The organism is Clostridium sp. MCC353 (assembly GCF_018785315.1).
In the GTDB taxonomy this organism is placed as follows: Bacteria; Bacillota; Clostridia; order Lachnospirales; family Lachnospiraceae; genus CHH4-2.
Window position 1 is genome coordinate 1 of the sequence record NZ_WQPN01000039.1, and the last position, 23,636, is coordinate 23,636.

22 protein-coding genes and 1 pseudogene are annotated in these 23,636 nt (G+C 45.1%); 4 read left to right on the forward strand and 19 right to left on the reverse strand.

Going from position 1 to position 23,636, the window contains the following annotated elements; genetic code table 11:
- Window positions 1–47: 47 nt before the first annotated feature.
- The 4 genes from GPL15_RS08985 to GPL15_RS09000 form a co-directional block, all read right to left on the reverse strand.
- Entirely contained in the window at window positions 48–974 is a 927-nt protein-coding gene (locus GPL15_RS08985; RefSeq protein ID WP_215698157.1) for a DMT family transporter, read from the reverse strand.
- Window positions 964–1,836 (reverse strand): AraC family transcriptional regulator, encoded by an 873-nt coding sequence (locus GPL15_RS08990; protein ID WP_215698159.1) that lies wholly within the window; start codon window positions 1,834–1,836, stop codon window positions 964–966. Before GPL15_RS08990 ends, GPL15_RS08985 begins: the two co-directional genes overlap by 11 nt.
- 159 nt (window positions 1,837–1,995) lie before the next feature.
- Window positions 1,996–2,583, reverse strand: a complete 588-nt coding sequence (locus GPL15_RS08995) for a flavodoxin family protein (protein WP_252198225.1) — start codon at window positions 2,581–2,583, stop codon at window positions 1,996–1,998.
- Window positions 2,584–2,684: 101 nt separating this feature from the next.
- Entirely contained in the window at window positions 2,685–3,362 is a 678-nt protein-coding gene (locus tag GPL15_RS09000) for a TetR/AcrR family transcriptional regulator (protein ID WP_215698161.1), read from the reverse strand.
- 965 nt (window positions 3,363–4,327) lie between these two features.
- Here GPL15_RS09000 and GPL15_RS09005 point away from each other — a divergent pair.
- Window positions 4,328–5,206, forward strand: coding sequence for an AraC family transcriptional regulator (locus GPL15_RS09005; protein ID WP_215698162.1), 879 nt, complete (start codon window positions 4,328–4,330; stop codon window positions 5,204–5,206).
- Between the two features lie 178 nt (window positions 5,207–5,384).
- Here GPL15_RS09005 and GPL15_RS09010 read toward each other — a convergent pair whose 3' ends face one another.
- The 5 genes from GPL15_RS09010 to GPL15_RS09030 all read right to left on the reverse strand — a co-directional run bounded on the left by GPL15_RS09010 (window position 5,385) and on the right by GPL15_RS09030 (window position 11,752).
- Window positions 5,385–6,773 (reverse strand): MFS transporter, encoded by a 1,389-nt coding sequence (locus GPL15_RS09010; RefSeq protein WP_215698164.1) that lies wholly within the window; start codon window positions 6,771–6,773, stop codon window positions 5,385–5,387.
- Window positions 6,774–7,088: 315 nt separating this feature from the next.
- Window positions 7,089–7,937, reverse strand: a complete 849-nt coding sequence (locus GPL15_RS09015) for a MerR family transcriptional regulator (RefSeq protein WP_215698166.1) — start codon at window positions 7,935–7,937, stop codon at window positions 7,089–7,091.
- 74 nt (window positions 7,938–8,011) lie between these two features.
- Window positions 8,012–9,121 carry a DNA (cytosine-5-)-methyltransferase gene (locus GPL15_RS09020; RefSeq protein WP_215698169.1) on the reverse strand — a complete coding sequence of 370 codons (1,110 nt, stop codon included), beginning with the start codon at window positions 9,119–9,121 and terminating at the stop codon, window positions 8,012–8,014.
- A 385-nt stretch (window positions 9,122–9,506) separates the two neighbouring features.
- On the reverse strand, window positions 9,507–10,343 hold the full coding sequence (locus GPL15_RS09025) for a MerR family transcriptional regulator (protein WP_215698171.1): 837 nt from the start codon (window positions 10,341–10,343) through the stop codon (window positions 9,507–9,509).
- A gap of 227 nt (window positions 10,344–10,570) precedes the next feature.
- Window positions 10,571–11,752, reverse strand: coding sequence for an MFS transporter (locus GPL15_RS09030; protein WP_215698173.1), 1,182 nt, complete (start codon window positions 11,750–11,752; stop codon window positions 10,571–10,573).
- A gap of 107 nt (window positions 11,753–11,859) precedes the next feature.
- Between GPL15_RS09030 and GPL15_RS09035 the strand changes: the two genes are divergently transcribed.
- A complete protein-coding gene (locus GPL15_RS09035) occupies window positions 11,860–12,774 on the forward strand; it encodes an AraC family transcriptional regulator (RefSeq protein ID WP_215698175.1) in 915 nt (304 codons plus the stop codon).
- 121 nt (window positions 12,775–12,895) lie between these two features.
- Here the strand turns inward: GPL15_RS09035 and GPL15_RS09040 are convergent, their stop codons facing one another.
- The 6 genes from GPL15_RS09040 to GPL15_RS27945 all read right to left on the reverse strand — a co-directional run bounded on the left by GPL15_RS09040 (window position 12,896) and on the right by GPL15_RS27945 (window position 18,225).
- Entirely contained in the window at window positions 12,896–13,585 is a 690-nt protein-coding gene (locus GPL15_RS09040) for a GntR family transcriptional regulator (RefSeq protein ID WP_215698177.1), read from the reverse strand.
- A 13-nt stretch (window positions 13,586–13,598) separates the two neighbouring features.
- A complete protein-coding gene (locus tag GPL15_RS09045; protein WP_215698179.1) occupies window positions 13,599–14,504 on the reverse strand; it encodes an amidohydrolase family protein in 906 nt (301 codons plus the stop codon).
- A complete protein-coding gene (locus tag GPL15_RS09050) occupies window positions 14,501–15,508 on the reverse strand; it encodes an ABC transporter permease (protein WP_215698181.1) in 1,008 nt (335 codons plus the stop codon). The genes GPL15_RS09045 and GPL15_RS09050 overlap by 4 nt, the downstream gene beginning before the upstream one ends.
- On the reverse strand, window positions 15,501–17,024 hold the full coding sequence (locus GPL15_RS09055) for a sugar ABC transporter ATP-binding protein (protein ID WP_215698182.1): 1,524 nt from the start codon (window positions 17,022–17,024) through the stop codon (window positions 15,501–15,503). Before GPL15_RS09055 ends, GPL15_RS09050 begins: the two co-directional genes overlap by 8 nt.
- A complete protein-coding gene (locus GPL15_RS09060; RefSeq protein WP_215698184.1) occupies window positions 17,021–18,025 on the reverse strand; it encodes an ABC transporter permease in 1,005 nt (334 codons plus the stop codon). Before GPL15_RS09060 ends, GPL15_RS09055 begins: the two co-directional genes overlap by 4 nt.
- Before the next feature lie 131 nt (window positions 18,026–18,156).
- Window positions 18,157–18,225: a hypothetical protein gene (locus tag GPL15_RS27945; RefSeq protein ID WP_346344932.1), complete on the reverse strand. Its 69-nt coding sequence runs from the start codon at window positions 18,223–18,225 to the stop codon at window positions 18,157–18,159.
- On the opposite strand from GPL15_RS27945, the pseudogene GPL15_RS27950 reads away from it, so the two are divergent.
- Window positions 18,199–18,282: pseudogene (locus GPL15_RS27950) on the forward strand (DUF6783 domain-containing protein); the annotation flags it as partial. The gene GPL15_RS27945 and the pseudogene GPL15_RS27950 sit on opposite strands and share 27 nt — an antisense overlap.
- Before the next feature lie 122 nt (window positions 18,283–18,404).
- On the opposite strand, the gene GPL15_RS09065 reads toward GPL15_RS27950, so the two are convergent.
- Window positions 18,405–19,466, reverse strand: coding sequence for a sugar ABC transporter substrate-binding protein (locus GPL15_RS09065; RefSeq protein WP_215698186.1), 1,062 nt, complete (start codon window positions 19,464–19,466; stop codon window positions 18,405–18,407).
- A gap of 748 nt (window positions 19,467–20,214) precedes the next feature.
- Here GPL15_RS09065 and GPL15_RS09070 point away from each other — a divergent pair.
- Window positions 20,215–20,718, forward strand: coding sequence for a hypothetical protein (locus tag GPL15_RS09070; protein WP_252198227.1), 504 nt, complete (start codon window positions 20,215–20,217; stop codon window positions 20,716–20,718).
- Window positions 20,719–21,246: 528 nt separating this feature from the next.
- On the opposite strand, the gene GPL15_RS09075 is transcribed toward GPL15_RS09070, so the two are convergent.
- From GPL15_RS09075 to GPL15_RS09085, 3 genes are all read right to left on the reverse strand, one after another.
- Window positions 21,247–21,900: an MAE_28990/MAE_18760 family HEPN-like nuclease gene (locus tag GPL15_RS09075; RefSeq protein WP_215698188.1), complete on the reverse strand. Its 654-nt coding sequence runs from the start codon at window positions 21,898–21,900 to the stop codon at window positions 21,247–21,249.
- Between the two features lie 10 nt (window positions 21,901–21,910).
- Window positions 21,911–22,978 (reverse strand): DUF262 domain-containing protein, encoded by a 1,068-nt coding sequence (locus GPL15_RS09080; RefSeq protein WP_215698190.1) that lies wholly within the window; start codon window positions 22,976–22,978, stop codon window positions 21,911–21,913.
- Window positions 22,979–23,108: 130 nt separating this feature from the next.
- On the reverse strand, window positions 23,109–23,357 hold the full coding sequence (locus tag GPL15_RS09085) for a helix-turn-helix transcriptional regulator (RefSeq protein WP_215698192.1): 249 nt from the start codon (window positions 23,355–23,357) through the stop codon (window positions 23,109–23,111).
- Window positions 23,358–23,636: the final 279 nt, after the last annotated feature.

Below are 23,636 nucleotides of genomic sequence, written 5' to 3' on the forward strand. Positions count from 1 at the left end.
ATCCGGAAACCGGACGCCGCCTCTCCCCGCTTTTCTGCGTTACCTCGTCAATTAGCCGCCTCCCCCTCACAGGTTATCTTTTTAGGCCGAAGCTCAAACCTCCCCTCTGACATCACCAGACCAGCCAGCGTAAGCCCAATTCCAAATACCGCCGGCCAAGTCACCTTCTCATTTAAAATGAGCACCGAAGTGACAACCGTAATGACAGGAACCGCATAGATATAGGCGCTGGTTTTCACGCTGCCCAGACGTTTCACCGCAAAATTCCAGGTCACGAAACACAAGGCAGAGGCCCCGAATCCCAAAAACAGGATATTGAGCAGATTTTTCATATCCGTAAACCGCTCCAGACCCAGGCGGAAATCGAAGAAAAAGAGGGCCGGAATCATGAGCAGAATCCCATAGAAAAAGATCCTTCTGGTCGTCTGCACCGTTCCATACCCGAATCCGCTGATTTTCTTTGTCAAAATCGAGTAAGCCGCCCAGACAACCGCAGCCCCTACCGACAGGATATCTCCTGTAGGATTGAGGGAAACGGAATGGTCGCCCCTGAAACTGATGAGAAAAATACCCGTCATGGCCATCAAAAATCCCAAAACAAACCTGATTCCCGGTTTTTCTCCCTTTAAAAACCACCAGTCAAATAAGGCGGTAAAAAATGGAGCGATGGAGATAATGACGCCCACATTGGCCGCCAGGGTAAATGTCAGCGCAAAGTTCTCCATCAGGAAATACAGCGTGACGCCGCATAACCCGGCCGCTATAAAATAGAATTCCTGCCCCTTTTCCCTGATCTTTAAAAACCGCGGCGCCGCCAGCCATAAGGCGAAATAACCGATCACAAAACGTATAAAAAGGATTTCCACCGGATCAAATACCCTGAGCAAAACTTTCGTTGATATAAATGTCGTCCCCCATATGAAGATGGTGAACGACGCCGCAATATGTCCGGCCACATTTTTATTAGATTCCATTTCGATCCGCCTCCGAAGCAAAACCCTCTTCCGGTTCCGCCTTTTCCTTAAATATTTTTTGATACTGTTTGGGTGTCAGCCCGATAAACTCTTTAAAAAACCGTGTAAAATGGCTCTGGTCGGTAAATCCCGCTATAAAAGCCGCATCCGCCAACGGCACTCCCTGTTCCAGCAGGCGCTTGGTCTTCTCGATCCTAAAGGACTGCAGATAACGGTAAGGAGATACCCCTGCTTTCTTCGTAAACAGCAGAAGAAGGTGGGATTTGCTGATTTGGGCCAGCTGCGCTAAATCATCCAATGCGATATTCTCATCAAAATGATCTTCCAAATAGCGGCATACCAAAGATACCTTATCCTCTTTTTCCGGTTCTGCCTCCCGCTCCAGGGGCTCACAGTGCTCTCTCAACACCTGCTCCAGCAAAAAGTAAAATGCCTCTTCTTTTGAAAGTTTAGGCGCATGTTCCACGATGCCGCAGTACAGGCTGTCAAGAGCCGCCGTGATATCGCTTTGATAAACCACATGGCTTGTAAAATGAGGCAGAAATTCTCTGCCCGTCAGCTCTTTCACCGCTTTTTTCATTATATCTTCATCGATATTGACCGCCCGGTAATCCAGAATTTCTCCATTGACAGGCGCGCAAAAATGGCAGTCCATGGGGTTAAACAAAATCAGGTCTCCCGCAGACGTATCGTATTCTTCATTCATACACCACAGGTGCCTTCTGCCCCCCTCCACAAATCCGATTACATAATATTTATGAAAATGATTGGGAAATTTCTGTACAATCCCTGTCAGGTTATATGCTTCAATCTGTAAATCGCTGTCATAATAAACGTGGCGCTGTTCCTGTTCCGGCAGCATAATTTCTTCCTCCTGTCCTTTCCTTTTCAGCTATTGTACCAGAATGGCTTTTAAATATCTTGTATGATATTATTATTTCCTGTAATAGTTCAGGACGGCCTTTTCGGTCAAGAAGATCCCCCGTCCTGAACTGCTGCATTTTTTAGGAGAAACCTGATGTCAGGAGCCCCTCTTTATCATTCCTGCAATTTTTCTCTCCATTTTCTTGCTGATTCCATTTTTCTTCCTGGTTCCCGCAAATACTGCCGCCCCTCCGTAACGCATACCGGATATGTGGAAAAATTCCTTCATGGCCCGGACCGCTCCGGTACTTTGTCCGCCTAAGACGGAAAATGGAAACGGCGTATTGCAGGCCGTCAGCAGATAATATGTCTGGTTCTTCGACAGTCTGGGCTTAGGAACCGGACTGTCGTTATCATCCATCACAGCGCCCACCAACCGGTCGAACATATTTTTTACAATCCCCGGCACGTTGGCGAAATAGACCGGAGCCGCCAGCACAACTGCATCACATTCCTTCAGCATCGTGCGTATTTCCCCCAGATCATCGTCAATTACACAGATCCCGGATTGTTTGCATCCCATGCATCCGCGGCAGTAACCGATCTTCTTTTCGTAAAGATTTACCACATTTACCTGGTATCCCAGGCGCTCTGCCTCTGTGACAGCACAAGACAGCATGGAAGCTATGTTTCCATGAACTCTGGGACTTCCGAGAAGCGCCAGCATTTTTTTATTTTCCATCATTTTTCTGCTCTCCATTATTATTTGCTTTCTATTACTTTACTCTCTAATTTTTTTGCTTTCTATTATTTTACTCTCTATTTACTTTCTATTGTTTTCCACTTTTAATCTTTCTTTAATATTCCATCACTTCGCCAGCCGTTACTTTCCCCTTTCGCCCATAAGGGCCGGAGCATGAGCGTAAACCCATATTCCAAAAATTCCTGTTTCCCGCATCCTAATACGGTTTCAATATACTCTTTTTTCTGATCCGCCATCTGAATAATGCCCGAAAGACCGGACCAGAGGATGAATACTGTCTCAGGAATCTTCAAATCTCTGTCGAACTGCCCCAGAGCCATCCCCTCTTCCAAAAAACCGCCTATCACCCGGTTTAACTGTTCTCCCATTTCAAAAATTTCCGCAAATACCTGCGGCGTGCCCTCTTTTTCCACATCAATCCTGATCCTTTGAAGGATCAGGTCAAACTGCATCGGAAACTCTTCCCTGAATCCCGCAAGAGCGTGGCAGATATCAAAATACCGCTGAATCACACCTGTATCAGTTCCTGCCGCCGCACGCAGGCGTCCGCACAACACGGACATGCTTTCCAGAATCATACATCCTATGATTTCATCCTTATTCTCAAAATAAACGTACAAAGTGGCTTTGCTGTACCCTGCCGCCGCAGCAATTTCATCCATTGTCGTCCGTTCAATTCCCTTCTGTTCAAACAATTTTTTGGCTGCAGCCATCATATAACCCCGGTGTGCCAAAGCCGGTTCCTGTTTTCTCCTAGCCATGTTAATCCTCCATTCCGGAGCGTTTCTGCGTAAATATTATGTAGCGCAAATGTTGAGCAGCATAAATATTATGTAGTGTAAATCTTGCGCTGTGCAAATATTACGTTGCATGAACACTACATCGCACGATTATTGCACTACACGATTACTACATTGCACGATTATTGTGCTACACAGTTGCTACGCTGCACGATTACTGCGCTGCACGGTTACTGCGCTACACAGTTGCTACGCTGCACGGTTACTGCGCTGCACGATTACTGCGCTGCACGATTACTGCGCTGCACAAGCACACGCTGAGAACATTAATTTCTCATCTGCGATTCAAATTTGTGGCTCAGTCACAAATCTGGGGTAAATTAAGCTATCAGAATTATTTTTTTGCACTTAATCTTCCATTTTCCTTTAATTAAACCATTAGTTTAATTATTACACTAAAATAGATTACTGTCAACCGTATTTTTACTATCCACGGCGATCACTGCAAAATCATCGTAACAGCCAATATGTAATGCCCCCTCGCATTTGTAATCTCGTGGATTTACCTGTATTCTCAAGCTTGCAAAGCTCAGAAGCAACAGGGATTACCGCATACAAAAGGAGGCCGTTACAAATTGTCTGTTACAAGTCATCACAGCAAATTAAAATGAAGCCAAATACAAGTTCCTCTTTATTGCCTCCGCCGCCGGCATGTCTGTCTGGCCAGGCCCGCACGGGGGCGTGAACAGCAGCAAACACTAATCAAAGCGGCATAAAATGCCTTGACATGTTAATGAAAACTGCCTTACAGTAATGGGATGCATCTACAAACACACCTCTGGCGCCTATTTTAAAAAATAAATAACCAGTTGAAATTAAATGATCAATAAAAACATAGAATAAACTTCCCGGAACTCTCAGCAAAAAATATCGAGAAACATTTTTCATTTTCACTTATATTAACAGCATAAGACGAGGAGGCAATCATGAGAGAACAGATTGAGGCAGTACAAAGAATGCAGGATTATATAGAAAAACATTTACAGGAAAATATCGCCCTTGCCGATTTGGCAAAGGCATCCCTCTATTCTCCGTGGTATTCCTACCGCTTGTTTATCCAATGGCTGAACATGACCCCGGCCGATTATATCAGAAGGCTGCGGCTGTCCAAATCCGCGTTAAAGCTGCGGGATGAACGCGTCAAAATCGCAGACACGGCATTTGAGTTCGGTTTTAAAAGCGTGGACGGCTATCAGAGGGCATTTTTCCGTGAATTTGGCTGCAATCCTAAAGAATACGCCAGCCGGCCTGTTCCCATTTACCTCTTCCGCCCTTATGGAATCAAATATTCTGCACTAGAAAAGGAGAACGTTATGGAAAATATTAGAAATGTGTTCATTCAGGTTATCGAAAAACCCAAACGGAAAGCCATCATCAAAAGAGGGGTCCAGGCTTCTGATTACTGGACCTACTGTCAGGAAGTCGGCTGTGACGTATGGGGGCTTCTTTTGAGCATCAAATCCATCAGCATGGAACCGGTATGCCTCTGGCTTCCAAAACAATATATCAAACCGGGTACGTCTGAATATGTACAGGGTGTGGAAGTCCCCACTGATTACGACGGCCCGATCCCTGAAGGATTTGACATCATTGAACTTCCGGCGGCTAAATATCTGATGTTCCAGGGAGAACCCTTCGAGGAGGAGGATTACTGCCAGGCAATTGATGAAGTTCAGGATGCCATCAGCAGATACGATCCGTCCGTAATCGGCTATTCCTGGGATCCGGCCAATCCCAGAATACAGTTGGAACCGGTCGGCACCAGGGGATATATTGAATTAGCCGCCGTTATCCAGGCGCGTTAGAAAATTGCTTTCTGACATCTGTGCGTCACAGTTTGTGGGAGATTTTTCCCGGAGGATGGAGGCCCAGCGGGCTCTCTGCCCTATTATAATAAGCCCCGGCACAACGAAACGGCAGAGCCAAAATGGCTCTGCCGTTTCCAATCCATTAAAGAAATGCAGTTCTGCGAACAACAGCATTTCACTCTTCTCTGAACTGATATTTTTTCAAAATCCGGGCAAATACAATACATATGACTGCTCCGCTTAGACCCAGCACGAACATCATTATGGCCGCCCCCGATCCCTTCCCGCTTCCGAAGAGAACGGCTAACCAGGAGGCAGCCTGTACCCGGGCCATGATGGGTTCAAACACCTGGTCCACCAGCAGTCCGCCCAGAAAAAAGCCAACCGGTATGGTAAAAAACTGCAGCGTATTGCGGCAGGAATATACCCGTCCCTGCATATCCACCGGTATTGTGGTTCTTAAAATCACATCCAGATTTGCGTTCATAACCGGCACCACCATCCACCCGAAGAATTGGCCCATACACCACAGCCCGGGGATTCTGGTAAATGCCAAAAGAAAATTCTCTATTGTCAATGAAAACAACATCGTACCCGTGATCACACGAATCCTGTTATTCGGTTTCGGCAGCACTGTCACAATCAAACTTCCAATTAAGGTTGCGATTCCCGCACAGGAAGTCACAAGCCCCAGCACCGCTTCCCCGCCGTTTTCCCTTGGCAGGACATACGCAGGCAGGGTCGCGTCAAACGCGGACGCTACCAAATTCACACCCGCCAAAAAGAAAATCAAATACAGGATCATGGGATTCTTCCTCAAATAGAGAAGCCCTGCTTTGGCGGCGCTGAAAAGCGATTCGCTTTCAGAAGCGCTCTTTCTCTCCGTACGTCCATCGCATATTCCAGGGATTTTCACAAAGAAAAGCAATGTCAAAAATGCGATTGCAAATGTGGTCAAATCCACTAAAATAACGGTGTCCATCCCCCCGGCAGCGAACAACGCCGTGGCCAGCATGGGGTGCAGAACTGTGACAACAGACTGGGAAAGCGAACGCAGCCCGCTGGTCTTCTGGTACTGTTCTTTTGGTGTGATCAGAGTCATGGCCACATCCGAGGCCGGCTGTTGGATTGTATTCATCAGGCCGCTGACTGCATTCAGCACATACAGATGTATCGGACGCAGCAAACCGGTCTTTAGCAATATCAACACCGCAATCGTGGAACACGCCGCAAAGCTGTCACTAACGAGCATGATTTTCTTCTTGTTCCACCGGTCACTCAACGCTCCCGCAAAAATGCTCATGAGCACGTACGGCGCGTAAGAGCAGATGGACAATAACGCCGTCTGCAGCGCAGATCCCGTCTTTTGATACAGCCACAGCGTCAGTGCAAAATTGGTCATCGCACTTCCCAACTGGGACAGGGATTGTGTACTCCATAACACCAAAAATGTTTTTAGCTTACACTCTTTTAATTTGTTTCCTTTTTGTTTGTTTTCTTTTTGTTTGTTTCCTTTTAGTTTTCTCTCTTTCAGCCGTCTTTCTGTTGTTTTATTTTCTTCCATTTTATCCTTGCTCCCTTGATTTTTATAATAGATTCATCAAAGTGCAAGTCCGAGGACAAATTCATTCCTCCATGCAATGTCCTCAATCCTTGCACGGAGCTGCTGCAATCACCAGCCTCATTTACATTTCCTCCTTCAAAATCAAATGCTGTTGTTACCTCCGTTCTCGCAATACCCATTGCGGTATATGGACACGGACAATAACAATCAGCCGTTCTCACCATTATAATACACTTTTGGCTCTATGTCCCACATAATTTTATTTCCGGATCAAAATGGTAAAAAATACCATCAGCGGGGATCCCATATCACTGCCTATTTCGAGTAGAATTCCCTTACAGCCTTTCCAATATAAGCCGCCGCCCCTTGTCCATAGCGATTGTCCATCGCCGAACACATAACAGAATCATTCTCAAACCGGTCTGCAAGTTCCAGTAAAAGTTTGGAAACATCCTTCATCTGGTAGAGCTGTTTTGCTATAAAATCGTATTCACCGACGATTTCTTTTACCTCAAACAGAGTTACATCACAGCCCATTTTATTGGCAAGTTTTTGATAGATGGCAGAAATCCTGTTTTGATACGCCTGCATGATTTCAGAATTATTGGGGCATTTCACGGCATCCAGCATCTCATTCTTATCTCCATACCATTCCATCACCTTTTTAAAATTCTGCTGCGCTTTTAAACTCCCCGCATTCTCCATAAAATGTTCCTTAAACGCTTCCAGCGTTCCATATTGTTTTTCAAAGGCCTGAAGCCGCTCACCGCTCATATTTCCAATCATCGATTCATATAAATCTTCAATTTCATTTCTGCTGAATAGTTCGAAATTCATCTTGTTCTCTCCTTTCAAAATCCCATCGATGCTGTCGATCAAACGGACCAGACGGTCTTTTTTGAGTTCCAGCATCTTCTTTTGACTGCGTAATATCGTATTTTTATCAAAATCAGGGTTTTCCAGTATCACTTTAATCTCTTTCAGCGGCATATCAAATTCTCTGAAAAACAGAATCTGCTGTAGTGTTTCCAACGCTTTATCGTCATAAAGCCGGTATCCCGCCTCACTCCATGAAGCGGGCTTTAACAGCCCGATTTCGTCATAATAGTGAAGGGTGCGCACACTGATCCCCGTTAAATTGGAAACTTCTTTTACTGATTTCATATTGGAATCCTCCTGTATTTGATAAACACTAATTTATCCTATGACGCAGGGTGAGAGTCAAGATAATATTTTCTTTATTTTCTTCCAAACGATATCATCATACCGCTGAATAACACACAAGAAATATTTTCTCTATTCCCATTTATGTATTCTTTCACTTCCCTCTGCCGCTGGCAGTAGCTCTGGGCTTCGTTCCAATCCATTCCGTGATTCATAAAACGTTCCATGATCTTCTTTTCATCCACATCCCGGTCCCATTGGTGGATTGCCAAAAAATCTTCCAAAACCTGTTCATAGCCAGCCATATCCGGAAAAATCAAATTCACCTTATCATTCATACGGGTTCCAATCTCCCTCAGACCGGCTTTTTTCATCAGACCGGGAATCTTCATGGCGACCGCGTAATCCCTGCCCTGTTTTTCATGTTCATTTTTCCACATTTTGCGGAATCCCGGTCTTTCGCAGAGCGTTTCATACTCCATACCTTCAATATATAAACCGTCGCATTCCAGTTCCCGGTTTACATTCATGGTGATAACCAGGCCGCCTTTTCTGCACAGAGAGATCATTTTATTAAGAAATTCTTCCGGCTGGTTTAAATGCCGCATAACCGAACGCTCCAGCACAATATCGTATTTTACGGAACTTTCATATTCCAGCACGTCCCCACAGATAAATTTCACCCTGTCCGGAACTTCTTCATGGCTTTTCCGGCCTTCTTCAATCAAGAATTCATTGAAATCAATCCCTGTATAACTGCTTCCCTTGGGCAGAAGTCCCATCAGGCGTTTACAAAAAGATCCATCCCCGCAGCCGCAGTCCAGAACGGAAACAGGTCCATCGATTCCCCACACCTGGTTCACCAAAAATGCCAGATAATCGTCATTCCACCGGTATTTCCTGCTTCGGGCCAGATAATCTTTCTTGTCATTCCAGTATCTGCTTTTATCCGACTCCACCGGCAGATACTCTTCATCAGGCAGAGGTTTCAAGCCCAGAAGCTGATCCACCGATATGGAAAAATACCCTGCTAATTCCGGAAGAAGCATGATGTCGGGCATGGTTATCTTATTTTCCCATTTGCTCACCGTTTGAAACGACACTCCCATGGCGTCCGCCAGTTTCTGCTGGCTGATCCCCTTCCTCCTTCTCAAATCCCCAATCCTAACGTTTATCTTCTCCATATAAATCCTCCTGTAAATTTTCCAACATGCTCTGGTAATATCATAACAGATACGGCGGTTTTTACTATCACTTATAAGAAGAGTTTTCTCGCCTTGTGAAACAATTCCGTTACTATTTACAGTTTCTGCTTTTTTACAACGATTCTCTTGACATGTACGCTGCGTATACGTTTATACTGGAATAAAATAAATCGTAAAGGAGAACTGCCATGAAAATTAATGAAGGCAGGGATTTGGGACTTTATTATGATTCCAATTATAATCTGGTGATGAAAAAATCTGAAAAGAGAAAGAATACTGCCTCCTAAAAAAATGGAAGCTTCCGCGTACTTGATATGGAATTATCAGGTCCGCGGAAGCTTCCATCGATCCGGGAATGTTCTCATTATTCTTTTTTCACCGAACTCTTATTCCACCCCAGCCATAACAGCCCCATGAACAGAACCCCGTCAACGGCAAGCACCGTTGTCACATGCCTGGCGGCTCCGAACATATACAGCACAGTAAAACATTCCACCGACAATATGGTAACACAGAAAAAATTGATGATATAGTCAGCAATGCTTTCACTGAAAACGCCTCTCACCCAGAGCCATCTCCAGATCACCGATTTAAATAAATACCTCAAAGCCACGCAGGCAGCGGGATACACCAGAATAAACCATCTGCCGGCCAAGGAGCTGATCTCCCCTTTGTTCCACTGGATCGGTATTTTATCGGGAAGATAAGGATAGGACAGAACTGCGGCCAGCAGACACAGAACCGTTAAACCTGCCCACACGGCAGTTCCACCCCATAAATAAAAGAATCCCACCGCATCCAGCTTGAACACCTTCCGGTTATCCTGCCAGTAATCATGCAGGTCCTTTACATACCGGTCCACATTCAGGGTCTCGAATTGAATCTCATCCTCTTTTAACATCCTGCTGCACAATGCCTTCGCGTTCTGCAAATCGCTAATCTGGGTTTCCAGCTTCTGTTCCTGATTTTTAAGTACCTGATGAAGGGAAATTTCCTCCGTCTTTATTTTCCTGATCTCTTCAACCGGAATATCCAGCGTCCGCAGATAAGCGATCTTCTTTATGTCACTCACATCTTTTTCGGAATACTCGCGGTATCCGTTGGTCTTGTTCCGTTCCGGCTCAATCAGTTTCTCTTTTTCATAAAACCGGATATTCGAACGCGCCAGACCTGTTTTTTCTTCCACTTCTTTGATCGTCATAGGTTTTTCCTCCTGTTTACACTTACAGTATAAGGTGTAAATCAGGTTCACAGTCAAGCTTTTTCTGATTTTCGGCAGTATTTTCCATTACCGCCTGTAACAGTTCAGACAGGTCTGGACTGTTACTGCAGTTTACAGTCTCTGCTGACACGTCCGGCTTGATTGAGATACCGGGTAAGCTGCGAACCGCGATCATTTTCCACACCCAGGCTCAGACTACGTTCATATCATTTTCTACCTACATCTTTATGAACCCTGACCAGGTTCTCATGCATCAATACCATCAGAATTAAAATCACCAGCAGATAAACAGGGAAAAGCGCCGGGCTGATATGATTTGCTATCAGGCCGAATAAGGGCGGCATCACACAGGTGCCCACATAAGCGCAGGCCATCTGAACCCCGATAACCGCCTGCGATTTATCCGCGCCGAAATGGGCCGGGGTTGAATGAATCACACAGGGATAGATAGGCGCACATCCAAGCCCGATCAGAATCAGCCCCACCATGGCCATCCTGGTTCCAAATGGAGCCAGTACGGCCAAAATTCCCGTCAAAATGATGATCTGACCCAGGCGGATCATATTGGTATCGTTTAACTGGATTGTTAAAAAACCGCTGACCGCCCTGCCGACCGTAATTCCTAAGAAAAACAGGCCCGCGCATGCTGCTGCGGTATCCGCATTCATGCCGGTCTGCATTACCAGATAGCTGCTGGCCCATAAACCCGTAGTCTGTTCCAGCGCACTGTAGCAGAAAAATGCGGTCATCACCGACTTTGCGCCAGGAATCCTCAGTATTTCCGGTAATTTCAGCGGCTCTGCCGTTTTTCCGTCTTCCGGCCGTTCTACCGAACCGTCTCCCTGCTTCTTCCACAATGGAAGGCTGAGAAAAAGAAATGCGGTCAAAACCACCTGGAGAACAGCGATATACCGGTATCCCATATTCCAGCTCTGCCCTCCGCTCAGGGCGTATCCCATGATATAAGGCCCCGAGGAAGCGCCAACTCCCCACATGCAGTGAAGCCAGCTCATATGACAGCTCTCATAATGAAGGGCCACAAAATTGTTGAGAGAGGCATCCACGCTCCCGGCCCCTAACCCATAAGGAACCGCCCACAGGCAGAGCTGCCAGAAGGAATCGCTGATTGAAAACCCATATAACGCGATGGCTGTCATCAGCACGCTGAACGCCGTAACCTTTCCGGTTCCCATCTTCTTCGTCAAACGGTCGCTCTGAAGGCTGGACACCACGGTTCCCATGGCTATGATCATGGAAATGATTCCGGCATAGGACACCGGCACCCCCATATTCCCATACATGGAAGGCCATGCAGAACCCAGCAGGGAATCGGGAAGCCCTAAACTGATAAATGACAGATAAATAATCGCTAACAACAGTTGAAACATCTTGTATTTTACCTCCGTTCAGGGTAGAATTATACCACCAGATTTAAAGATACAACAGGAGAAAACCACCAGATTTATGCAGTAAAACATCCAAAGAGAGGTATTTTATGGCTATTTCACCATGCACATCCGCAACCGGAGCGGATGGAAAGGAACTCATAAGTCACGGAACTGCTCTATTTCCCATCGCCGTATATGACGACGACCTGCTGTTGGAAAGCGTCCCCTGGCATTGGCACGAGGAATTTGAGGCTGCCATTGTCATGGAAGGCGCGGCGGTTGTGGCCGCCGGCTCCCAAAAACATACGGTGAAAGCGGGAAACGGCTTTTTTATCAATGCAAATGTCCTGCACAGCGCCTGGAATGACGGTTCTTCTGTCTGCCGCCTGCACTCCATCGTCTTTCATCCCCGGCTTCCCGGCGGCAATCCGGACAGCATTATCTGGCAGAAATATGTACAGCCTCTGGCATCGGATTCCGCCCTCTCCTTCTTCGTCTTCGGTGACGATACCGATGAGCAGAAGACATTTCTCAATACCATCGGACAGGTATGGGATCTCTGCGTCAATGAGCCGGATGGGTATGAACTGGAGGTGCGTTCCCAACTGTCCAAATTCCTCTACCGGCTGGGAAGCCGCCGCCCATCCCGTCTGATCCAGCCTTCGGAAAAGGAGCTGCGGGAAAGCGTCCGCATTAAAAACATGCTCGAATTTATTCATCTCCACTACCAGGAGGAGCTGAACACCAACCTGATTGCCCGAAGCGTGTCCGTCAGCCCCAGCGAATGTCTCAGGTGTTTCCACAACACAATCGGAACCACCCCGATCCAGTATTTGAAACAGTACCGGATACAAAAAGCTGTGGAACTGCTGACTGGGGCAAATAAAAAAATCCAGGACATCTGCCTGGAATGCGGATTTCAGGAAACCAGTTACTTTGCCAAATCATTTCGTGAGATCATGGGGTGCACGCCTTCCGAATACAGAAAAAGGCAGGCAAAAAATCAGCCGGAATTGAATTAAGGAAATTTTCTCAATAGAGAGCGGTTCCCTTCTTCAATTCCAGCCGGTTTTTGCCTTACTCCTTCTGCCGTTTCAAAATGCAGTTACATCGTAACAGTTCAGACCTGTCTGAACTGTTACGTTACATCCCTTTTCCCATCAAAAGATCAAAAGAGCTCTGCTTTCCCTGCTTCAGATGATAAATCATGGACTGGGCCGCTTCTTCGTAATCATCTTCCAAAATCAGCTTTGTGATTTCTATGTGCTCGGCGATGCTGTATTTCAGACGGGAATTCCTGTCTCCGGTCATGATGCGCATCCGCCTGGTCTGATCCTGAAGCTGCCTCATGGTCCTGCACAGATGGGCATTGCTGCAGCTGGCCAGGATCATATCGTGCAGTTTGTCGTCCAGCTCTATTTTCTTCATTTCATCGCCTGCATTTTCCAGCGCCTTTTCGCAGCACTGCAGGTATGCCCTCAATTCATCTTTGGGAATGTTGGACGCCCAGCGCCTGATGATATGGGGTTCAATCAACTCCCGTACCTCATATACATCTCTCACATCCCTCATCTGTACATCCGTCACCCAAATTCCCTTCTTGGGCATGATTTTAACCAGATTTTCCTGCTCCAGCCTGCTGAGGGCTTCCCGGATAGGAGTATGGCTGGAATCCACTTCCTTCACCAGTTCCGTCTCATTGATCAGCGTCCCCGGCCAGTACTGGCATGTAATGATCTTCTCTTTTATTATCTGATAGGCTTTATCTTTAAGGGTTTCCTTTGCCATTAATCCCAATTCCTCTCCTGATGCCTGCGGGTCCGTTCTTTGCATGTACTCCTGCCGGTTATTTCCAATAGACTTCCATTCCGTTGTTATAATAGATATCTTCCAATTCCTCCGGCGTAAATACCCCGGAATCCTGGAAATAGTCATACAAATGCTGATAGGTGTCCCTGGTCAGCGGACACGGCACATCACTGCCCCATATCAGTTTTTTGGCCCCCACAATTTCTTTGGCTGTTTTTAAATACCGGACTGCGGTAGGATAAGGATACTCTTCCGGATAAACATTCCAGGGCAGGGCTGAAATATCAAACCATATATTTTCTTTCTTCAGAATATGAAGCCCTTCTTCCAGCGCATCCCCGTCTTTAAGGGTCGGCGCAAGCAGATGGCAGATCACAATCTTCATGGACGGATGGCGCTTGGCAATCTCTGCTGCCGCTGCCGGCTGGAAGCTGGCCATCCCCGGACTTCCCAAATCCAGGGTGAGCACGCATCCCCGGTCCGCCGCCATCTGAATCAGTCCGGACAGCCGTTCTCCGGCCAGATCAAATGGCTCATGGTAGCTCATCAGGCCAGGACCTGTGCTGACTTCAAATTTAAGGACCCTCACTCCGGCATCCAGAAACCGTTCCAGAATCGGCACGGCTTCCAGACAGAAGGGATCGACGGTACATGCGGGTATAAATGTATCCGGATACATTTTTGCCGCCTCCAGAGTATAGTCATTCTGGAAACCATAAAATCCGCCCTGGAGCAATACGGCCTTTTCCACGCCTTCCCGGTCCAGAAAAGCTTTCAGAGCTTCCCCGGTCACATTCTTATCCCCCAGTTCTTCCGGGAACATGGTGATCTCATCCCCGTTGGCCCAGCGGGCTTTTCCGCCTCCTATGGCCCTCAGTTCTCCTCTTGCCCCGTAACCGGCCAGCCGCTCTACCACATGAGCATGTGCATCGAATAATTTCATGCTTTCACCTCTCTCTTCCTGTTAAACCATGACCTCTGAAGGCCATTTCCCTTGTTCTTCGAATATACGTCAACCGCTACGGCACAGATAATGATCACGCCCTTGACCAGAGTGTGATAGGTGGAAGGCACTCCCATAAGACGCATTCCGTTGTTGAGAAGACCTACCAGCATAGCGCCGAATAATGCGCCCTGAATCGATCCTTCTCCGCCCATCAGGCTGGTTCCGCCCACTACAATGGCGGTGAGCACATCATTTTCATATCCCGAAGCCGCCTTGGCGATGGCCTGCTGGTTCATGGAAGCCAGCACAATTCCGGCCATGGCAGCCGTAAAGCTGGAAATGATGTAGCAGACAACCGTTATCTTTTTCTTAGAAATGCCGGAGAGTTCAGACGCGTCCCCGTTGCCGCCCACCGCATACACATACTGTCCGAAGACGGTTTTATTGAGCACAATGTAAGTGATCAGCATCATGCCTGCCATAATGAATATGGGGATGGGGATTCCAAACACACGCCCGCTTCCGATCACAGTGAACAGCTTAGGTTCCATGGCAGCTATGGTGTTATTCCCCGTAGTGATCTGAGCCAGACCGTTAACAATGTTCTGGGCGGACAGGGTGATTAAAAATGCAGGTACGGAAAATCCTGAAATGATCATTCCATTTACCATTCCCACACAAATGCCAGCCAAAAGCCCCAGTAAAATTCCGATCAAGGCCGCACCGGAAGTCTTCCCCATGGAGTTCATCACCACCACGGCCACCGCTCCGCTGAGAGCCGCCACCGGGCCCACGGACAAATCGATGCCGCCAAGCAGCACGGTAAAAATCATGCCGCATATCATCACGCCGTAAATGGAAATCGCATAGAGAATGCTCAGCATATTATTCCAGGTCGGAAATACCTTTGGCTGAAGAATGGTCATAATGACCATAACCACCAGAAGGATCAATGGTTTCTGAAATCTGGAAATCTGTTTTCCAATGCCCTGTTTATTCATCTCCTGCCACCTCCTCTTCCTGTTCCAGACCGGAAGCTGCTGCCAGCACATCCTCTTGTGTCACCGGACCGCTGTTAAACTCTTTAAAAATACGCCCCTGGCGGAAAACCAGAATCCTGTGGGATACCCGGATCAGTTCCTGAAGATCGGAAGATACCACGATCACCACAACTCCCCTGGAAGCCAGGTCCTCCAGTATGTTGTAAATTTCCTCTTTTACGCCCACATCGATTCCGGCTGTGGGCTCATCCACCATCAGCACTTTCAGATCCCGCATCAGCCATTTTCCAACCACCACTTTCTGTTGGTTTCCGCCGGACAAATTGCCCACCTGGAGATCCGGGTTATCCGGCCGTATGTCCAGACGTTTGATGGCGTCCCGGCACATAGCTTCTTCTCCCGAAAGCCGGATGAATCCCATGCCCTTTTTCAGCTGGTCGTAATTGGTGAGGGCTACATTTTTCCGGATGCTTAAAAGCGGCACGAATCCCTGGGTTCTCCGGTCCTCCGGCACCAGCCCAAAGCCATTCCGGATATTTTTCTTAACGCTTGAGGGGACCTTCTTTCCTTCAAAGACGATCTCCCCGCTGTCATACTTATCCACTCCATAAATGCAGCGCAGCACCTCGGTTCGCCCGGAACCCACCAGGCCGCCGATTCCAAGGATTTCTCCCTGGTGCACATCAAAGGAAATGTCTTTAAACACCCCTTTCCGGCACAGTTTTTTCACACTCAGCATCACCGGTTTATCCGACTGCTTCATAACGGAACTGCTGCCCGTATCCTTTAACTCTTTTCCTATCATCATCCGGATCGTATCCGCCGGATTGATATCCTTTTTCTCCACCACGCCTGCGTTCATGCCGTCTCTCAATACGGTGAGCCGGTCGGCCAGCATATAAACTTCCTCCAGACGGTGGGTGATGTAGAGGATTCCAACCCCTTTCTCTCTCAGGTTCCGGATGATATCAAAAAGGCTTTCCGATTCAGAAGCGCTCAGGGAAGCCGTGGGTTCATCCATGACGATCAGCGGAGCGTCCACGGTCAGCGCCTTTAAGATTTCCACCGTCTGTCTCTGGGCAATGCTTAAAGTTTCCGCCACCGCATCCAGATCCAGTTTCAAATGGAACCGTTCCATCAGCTCCTGGGTCCGTTTTCTCATCGCCTTGTTATCCAGGAATCCGAATTTTCCCATCTCCTGGCCCAGCAGGATATTCTGCATGACCGTCAGCGTGGGAATCAGGCTCAATTCCTGGTAAATAACCGAAAGCCCCAGTTTCTGGGCATCCGACCGGCTGTTGATCTCCACTTTTTTTCCCTGAAAATAAATCTCTCCTCCGTCTTTCGGATAAACGCCCATGATGATCTTGATCAGGGTTGATTTTCCCGCTCCATTTTCTCCCATCAGCGCGTGGACTTCGCCTTTTCGCACTTCTAAGTCCACTTTTTTCAAAACCTTGACACCGGAAAATTCTTTTTCTATATTATGGGCATATAACAAAATGTCGTCTTTCATGCTTGTGCCCCCTTTTCCAGTTCCGCCCGTTTTCCCGAGCTCAATGTCTTATTCTCCATGTATCTCTGGTAAACAGAATCAAAGAGTACCATAATGATAATAACCGCACCTTTGATAATAACCTGGTATTCACTTCCCAAATGATACTTATATATGCCGTTGGTCAGCACTGCCATGAACAGGGCTCCCAGCATACTTCCGATCACATCGCCCCTGCCTCCGCTGAAGGCGCAGCCGCCTACAACCACCGCGGCAATGACATCAAATTCCAATCCGGTTCCCAGTTCCACCGTAGCCGCTCCTGTACGGGCCAAAAGGAAAATAGCCGCAATCCCGCAGCAGATTCCGGAGAAAACAAAGGCAATCCTCTTAATTCTGCCCGTATCGATACCGGACAGGTCCGCCGACTTCCGGTTGGCTCCGGCCGCATAAGTATAGACGCCCAGCTTTGTCTTTTTCAGAATCAGCTGCCCGATAATCACCATGAGGAAAAATACCATGGTCACCAGGTACAGCCCGTTAATATGCCCGCTGAGCAGGGTAAAACTGTCATTTTTAATCACCTTATTGCTGATTCTTCCGGCTTCCCGGATGGCAAAGAGCATGGCGAGCCCTCTGAAAATCCCCTGCCCTGCCAAGGTGGCGATAAAATCCGGCAGTTTCAGACGGGTCACCACATTTCCGTTAAAGTAACCGCCCGCAGCGCCCAGAATAATACATAATATACAGATTGCCCAAACCGGCACCTGAGGCAGATAGTACAAGATATTAGCCGCTATCATACAAACTACCGCAACCAGGGCTCCCGTGGACAAATCAATGCCGGCAGTGATGATGACAAAGGTCACCCCTACGGCTATGATACCTGTCACAGAGGCATCCCTCAGAAATGTAAAAATATTATTGGGTGTTAAAAAATATTCGCTGGTCAAACTGAAAATCAAGATGAGCAATGCCAGTAAACCAGCGGAAATCAAACGTCTGATCCTCTCCTGCCTCAATGTGTTCCCTCCTCAAGTCCGGATTTTGATAAAGGGATGACCCCGGCGGAGTGATTCCGCTTTATGTATTGCCGCGCATAAAGTGTACCATCCGCCAGTGTATCATCCCCCGGTGTTATTTGTTTTTCTAATTATATTGTGCTATAGGAATATTGCTGTGCCTGCACGCTAGAGTGTGTTTGAAAATTCATTTCCGTCATCTGCACGCCCCACTTTGCGGTATATTTGGGCCAAATTCAGGTTACATAGCCCTCTATGCGCCCTTCATTTGGCCCCAATCTCCCACAAACTGTGACGCACATCTGTCAGAAAGCAATCTAGTCTTCCCGATTTTTCATTCCCTGACAGTGAATAGAATCATCCCTATGATAATATCCCTTTACCAGCGCATATCCGGCGAAATCTGTCCTACTGTATCAGGCGTCACAACAATCGGTCCCATCTTAACAACAGGAGTTTCCTTAAACTGGCTGGGCTCAATCTCTGCGCTCAGTGCAAACAGCATGAGACGGAAAGCAGTCGCGCCCTGGTCATAACAGTTGGTATAAATGGTTCCGGTCATCTTGCCCTGCTCTATGTATTCCAGCGCTTTTGTCTCGCCGTCAGCGCCCCAGATGCTCATTCCTTCCAGACGTCCCATAGCTTCTGCTGCCTGGGAAGCGCCTTCTGCCATGGCATCGTTATCACAGAATACGCCGTCGATCTGGTCATATTTCGTAAGGAAATCACGCATTACTTCATTTGCCTTCTCAGTGAGCCACTCGCCGCTCTGCTTATCCAGAATCTTCATATCCGGATAATTCTTCATAGCGTCCTCAAATCCTGCTTCCAGGTTGATACCGCGGCTGGCGCCCGGAGATGCCTGGATGATTACCACATTTCCCTTGCCTCCGCATTCTTCTGCAATGGCCTCTGCCACCAATCTTCCGGCTTCGTAGTCAACCATTGCCACTAATGCGGTATGAGGGGTATCCGCATCCAGGTTCAGGGTAATAACCGGAATTCCTGCTGCCTCTGCCTCTTTTACCGAATTAGCAAGGGCCGCTGAATCCGCCGCCTGAAGGAAAATGCCGTCGTACTGCTGGTTAATCAAATCCGTCATCTGCTGAATCTGTGTCTCTGCCTGGCTCTTGCCATCAAAATACTGAACTGTAATATTGGAATACGCCTCTGCCTCACGCTCCATACCGGTCTTCCATGCAGCTCCTACCGGATGGCCGATATTATCGATAATGAAGCCAAGTTTTATCTCGTCATTGTAGGGATCTTTTACCTTTTTCACCGATTCCGCTTTCGCTGCGCTCTCTCCTCCTCCGGCCGGTGCGGCTGTCTCAGACGGCTGCGGTGTGGCAGGATTGCTGGTGGATACGCTTCCGCATGCGGATAACATCATGGAAGCGGCAACAGTAAGTGCCAGGGTTGTAGCAAATGTCTTTCTCATCGTTTTTCCTCCCTTACGTTTGAATAATAGTTTTCGGCCGCGTGAACGCAGCCGTGTGAATAAAGTATAAGTGATATATATATTAGTTATATAATATTTATAGCACAGTGTTTAGTTATTTTCAACATTATTTTGAGTTTTATTTTCATATTTTTATGTATTTTGTATTAGATTTTTTTTATATTATTTTTTGTTGTGTTAAAAATATTGTATTATCTTGTACTATTTAAGTATCTTTTATCTTTTATGCACATTTCATCCATGCATATTTCACCGATGCACATTTCACCAACAGTTCCAGACAGCGGTCAGCAGAACGTGACTTTAACAAAAAATTCCTGTCATCGCATAATGATTATGCTTATGACAGGAATTTTCAAACACACTCTAAACCGCCTTGTTCAACACATGCTTGATTTTATCGATCAGGGTGATGTCGGCCGGAAGCCACTCAATAGAATCTACCTTATCCTTCGTAAGCCAATTTGCAGCTTCATGTTCTTTTAATACCAAGCCGCCGGACAGGACTTCACATCAAAAACAATCCATTAGCAGGTGGAATGTGGGGTAATCATAGTGAACTTGCTATCACGACTGAAGTCACGAGAAACCCACTACGGCCAGTTTGAAAGACCGTTCCTACCGTAAGGGGCATAACTATGAAGACTTCCAGGCCTATATGAAAACACATCCGGAAACTTCTGTTGTTGAAATGGACTGTGTGGAAGGGCGGAAGGGAGGCAGGGCATTGCTTACGATGACTTTCCGCAGATGTAATCTGATGTTGATATTCCTGCTGGAACGTCAGGATCAGGAATGTGTTCTTAAAATTTTCGTTTTGCTGGAGAACGTCCTGGGGAAGGAGGCCTTTAAGAGGCTCTTTCCCGTCACCCTTACAGATGGAGGGGCTGAATTCTCAGCCCGTAACGAGATGGAGAAATTCTGTAATGGTGCCCCAAGCACCACCGTCTATTACTGTGACCCTTACAGCTTCTGGCAAAAGGGTGCCTGTGAGAAGAATCATGAGTATATCCGCTATGTCCTCCCAAAGGGCAGCAGCTTTGATGAACTGACGGGCTGGCAGGTTAATAAGCTGATGAACCATATCAACAGCGAGAAAATAGACAGTCTCAACGGCCATAGCCCGTATGAACTGTCCCTTCTGCTCCTGGACAAAAAGCTTCATGATGCCCTTCAGTTAGAGTTCATCGCACCAGATGAAGTAAGGCTCAGTCCAAATTTGTTGAAATAAAATAGTATAAGCACAGGCAGATTTCACTGCATTGAATTTAGTGCTGCATCCGAGGCATGTGGAATTTAGTCTTGCACCCTATTTTCAGATGCCCCTTTGGCATGCGGTAAATGCAACAAATGTTGTGCTACAGATTCATTATAAAGCAAGAATGTCCTATCGTTAAGGGATAAGTTCAAAATTTAATTCCGCATATTTTCTGTGGTATAAAGACTCTGGAATTTAGTTTTTCATTCAAGTCTATATTATATTATTTTCAAAAAGGAACTATACTTTTCACTTAAGTTATAATACTATCTTCTCATCCATGGCAATATTTTCTATTCAATAGCATATGATTGACAGGCAGTCCTTTGGACTACCTGTCATTTAAACCCCCATGTATTCTCGTACTGCTCGAATACCTCGGCGGTTAGGTTGAACTGGCTACTATTTTATGATTTTTATTGAATTTATTATCTGTATTCTTCAAATTTTGCTCTCATATTTGTGTCAATCAAAATTTTTAGAGCCAAAATATATTCAAAATTAGTCTAGTAGATACGACTCATTTTGAATATATTGAACTTCTTTCAGCAACATAATATCAATCAAATTCGTCACAAGTTCAATATTTGCATTCATTTTATCGAAATTTATCATTCTGCTATTTTCCCCATGTGCAATAGCATTTCTTATATTCACAAGTAAGTTTAACTCCGATTCATACTGTTCAAGCCCTTCTTCATTCATTCTAAAAATTTTTATAATTTCCTGTAATACTTTATAATTCAAATTGGATTTTGTATCTAATTTCCCCACAATCCTAATATTACCGTTTAAAATTTCTATAAATTCTTTAGAAAATTCAACTCTTTGCGTAAAACTGCTTTTACCTTTCAACTTATCATATGTTTTATTATTAGCATAGGTTAATATATTATATGCCACTAGTTGCGCATTCATTTCTTTTCTGTTTATATAGTCCATGATTATTTTGAAACTAGCAACGCAATATCCTTCCCAATGTGCATATACCATTGGAACTGTCATTTTCAAATATACACTAGTATACTCATTTATATTCATCTCCTTTATCTCTCTAAAAAGCAATTTAATTTTACTAAGTTCAGCTATCCTCCAATCTCTTTCAGCTTCTAATTCATGCATTAAATCTAAATAGGTTTCCTCATTTGCATTCATGACCAACGCCTCAATCAAATAAAATCTTATCTGCTATTTCTATTTTACTATTTATCCTATACTTACTACTGCTTGCTGCATTAGTGTTTTTTCTAAAACCCTTATCCTTCTTTAAACTGTTAATTCTATCTAAAAGTTCATCTGCTGTATATTTGTTTACTTTTTCTATGTTTAATGCAATATTTATCATTAATGCATCATACATACTGGTCGAAAAATTAAGTGTAGATAATTTAAAAATATTATCTTCTAACCCATACAGTATATTACATGTCTGCTCAAAAATTCTCTCTTCTTCTTTATACCTAAAGTTTATCTCTCCCTTAGAAACTTTGAGCATATAATTGTCCATATGCTTTTGTATATTTTTATCGAATGTTGTTCCAAAATTCTTCAACGTAAAAAATCGCAGTACTAATTCTTGAGCATACATACGTTGTTCATCTTCTTTTCGTATTTTAATAATATTAGTAAAATACTCTTTCTTTGACAACTCCTGAATAAAATTATTGAACTTGTTATCATAAGGTCTGAAAATGCAATTACGTATTTCTTGCTCACTTAAAAGCACTCCACCTGTATTTAGTCGATTGAAAAGTTCATATCTCATATCAAATTCACTATCATACCTTATAACTTCCACCCTGCAAACTGCCCTCTTTAATAATAGTTTATAATTGAGAGGTAAACTATCAATAGTAAACCCTCTTAATTCTGTCAAAATAGAGGCTTCTTCTAATATAAGATTATTCTTCTCTTTATCTTTTAGTTTACCAAAAAAAGATAATACTGTAGACAATCTTTGAAGGCCATCAACTAGTTCCCAAACATTTTTTTTCGTCTCTGCAACAAAAATAGGTGGAATTGGAATGCCTAAAACTAAAGATTCTATGAATCTTGTTTGTGTACTCTTTTCCCATCTAAAAGCACGCTGAAATTCTGGAGAAATTATCAATTCTCCTTCTTCATACATATTCATAATTTCTCCAAAAGACATATCCATTCTATCTGCTCTTATATCTTTCCTTGAATTTTCCACCTGTTTTTCTAATTTTTCTCTTTTCTCTTCTATAGACATTTAATCCTATCCTTTCTGAAATATAAATAGCTTCAAATTGTTTCAATAATTATTATCCAGAACTTATGGCTTTCCAATTCAAATTACGACCCATCTTTTCTTAACTTCTACAAGCATATCACAATCCCCTCTAATCATCTAGCAAATCCTGATAACTCACTCCCAAAACTTCCGCAATAACTTTCAACTCAATATCCGTCACAAACCGCTTACCGCTCTCTATCCTCTGCACAGCGTTTTTATCAATGTCCAGACCTGCTCTTTGAAGCATATCCGCTAACTTTCTTTGTGACGTTTTTTCTGGTATCTTCTCTCTGATTTCCTTTATCCTCTGTCCGCAGATATTATTGCCACCGTCCCCCGCTTTATTTTTATACATAAAGTTCTCTCCTATTTTTGACATTTACTAATTGTCATTTTTTTATTGTATGCTAAATCATGAAATAAGTTGACATCTAGCGGATGTCATTCAAATACTTTTAGTAAAAGAGACGCTATTTATGAAAAGCATGTTACTAAGATTGTATAACAGTGGGATTTATCCCGCCGAGAAGTTCAATCTCAAAACAGAGGAATATCGTTCCATATGAGTGTTAATATCTATAACCTAAACAGAAACCAGTCTTTAGCAATTCTTCATTTCCTATTATAACTTGCT

Coding starts and splice junctions, on each gene's coding strand:
- GPL15_RS08985 (WP_215698157.1), bottom strand. CDS start 974: ATGGAATCTAATAAAAATGTGGCCGGACATATTGCGGCGTCGTTCACC.
- GPL15_RS08990 (WP_215698159.1), bottom strand. CDS start 1,836: ATGCTGCCGGAACAGGAACAGCGCCACGTTTATTATGACAGCGATTTA.
- GPL15_RS08995 (WP_252198225.1), bottom strand. CDS start 2,583: ATGATGGAAAATAAAAAAATGCTGGCGCTTCTCGGAAGTCCCAGAGTT.
- GPL15_RS09000 (WP_215698161.1), bottom strand. CDS start 3,362: ATGGCTAGGAGAAAACAGGAACCGGCTTTGGCACACCGGGGTTATATG.
- GPL15_RS09005 (WP_215698162.1), top strand. CDS start 4,328: ATGAGAGAACAGATTGAGGCAGTACAAAGAATGCAGGATTATATAGAA.
- GPL15_RS09010 (WP_215698164.1), bottom strand. CDS start 6,773: ATGGAAGAAAATAAAACAACAGAAAGACGGCTGAAAGAGAGAAAACTA.
- GPL15_RS09015 (WP_215698166.1), bottom strand. CDS start 7,937: ATGAAATCAGTAAAAGAAGTTTCCAATTTAACGGGGATCAGTGTGCGC.
- GPL15_RS09020 (WP_215698169.1), bottom strand. CDS start 9,121: ATGGAGAAGATAAACGTTAGGATTGGGGATTTGAGAAGGAGGAAGGGG.
- GPL15_RS09025 (WP_215698171.1), bottom strand. CDS start 10,343: ATGACGATCAAAGAAGTGGAAGAAAAAACAGGTCTGGCGCGTTCGAAT.
- GPL15_RS09030 (WP_215698173.1), bottom strand. CDS start 11,752: ATGTTTCAACTGTTGTTAGCGATTATTTATCTGTCATTTATCAGTTTA.
- GPL15_RS09035 (WP_215698175.1), top strand. CDS start 11,860: ATGGCTATTTCACCATGCACATCCGCAACCGGAGCGGATGGAAAGGAA.
- GPL15_RS09040 (WP_215698177.1), bottom strand. CDS start 13,585: ATGCAAAGAACGGACCCGCAGGCATCAGGAGAGGAATTGGGATTAATG.
- GPL15_RS09045 (WP_215698179.1), bottom strand. CDS start 14,504: ATGAAATTATTCGATGCACATGCTCATGTGGTAGAGCGGCTGGCCGGT.
- GPL15_RS09050 (WP_215698181.1), bottom strand. CDS start 15,508: ATGAATAAACAGGGCATTGGAAAACAGATTTCCAGATTTCAGAAACCA.
- GPL15_RS09055 (WP_215698182.1), bottom strand. CDS start 17,024: ATGAAAGACGACATTTTGTTATATGCCCATAATATAGAAAAAGAATTT.
- GPL15_RS09065 (WP_215698186.1), bottom strand. CDS start 19,466: ATGAGAAAGACATTTGCTACAACCCTGGCACTTACTGTTGCCGCTTCC.
- GPL15_RS09075 (WP_215698188.1), bottom strand. CDS start 21,900: ATGAATGCAAATGAGGAAACCTATTTAGATTTAATGCATGAATTAGAA.
- GPL15_RS09080 (WP_215698190.1), bottom strand. CDS start 22,978: ATGTCTATAGAAGAGAAAAGAGAAAAATTAGAAAAACAGGTGGAAAAT.
- GPL15_RS09085 (WP_215698192.1), bottom strand. CDS start 23,357: ATGTATAAAAATAAAGCGGGGGACGGTGGCAATAATATCTGCGGACAG.